The sequence below is a fragment of the Kitasatospora sp. MY 5-36 genome, assembly GCF_001182915.1.
In the GTDB taxonomy this organism is placed as follows: domain Bacteria; phylum Actinomycetota; class Actinomycetes; order Streptomycetales; family Streptomycetaceae; genus Kitasatospora.
Genome location: NZ_LFVW01001404.1, coordinates 1 through 614, shown reverse-complemented (window position 1 = coordinate 614; position 614 = coordinate 1). Strand labels below are relative to the sequence as shown.

1 pseudogene is annotated in these 614 nt (G+C 79.8%); it reads left to right on the top strand.

Features of this window, described 5'->3' with window-relative positions:
* A pseudogene (locus AE652_RS42675) lies at positions 1 to 497 on the top strand (hypothetical protein); the annotation flags it as partial.
* Positions 498 to 614: the final 117 nt, after the last annotated feature.

Here is a 614-nt window from a genome sequence, read left to right as displayed (position 1 = left end):
GCCAGGGCGAGCAGCCGTCGATGCCCGCGCCCGCGCCGGGCCCGTACGGGCAGTCGGCGTACGGTCCGGGCGGCCGGCCGGGGTACGGGCAGGGCGGTCACGGCCAGACCCCGTACGCGCCGGGCCCGCAGGTGCAGGGCCCGTACCCGCAGACCCCGCATGGGCAGGGCCCGTACCCGCCGGGCCCGTACGGTGCGGCGGCCCACGGCCGCTCCGGGCCCGGCCGCTCCGGCTACGGGACGGCCGAGGGCGAGCAGCCCTCGTACGCCCCGCCGCAGCCCGTCCCACCGGTGATCACCACCGGACCGGTGGCGCCGCTGGCCGGGCTGGCGCCGCAGCCGGCCGCGCCGGCGCCGTTCCCGGCGCACGTCCAGTCCGCCCCGTACGGCGATCCGGACGACCAGTACCCGCTCCAGCAGCCGTTTGTGACAGACAGTCAGGACAACGTGAACGGGCCGTACCCGCACGACCCCGGGGAGGTGCTCCGTGCGCGGTAGCCCCCTGCACCAGCGTCCCAGCGCCGATCCGGCCGCGCTGCCCTGGGCGGGGCCGGTGCCCGGGCCCGCGCCGGTGACCGGTCCGGTCGCCCCGGCGCACGGGTACCAGCCCGGCCC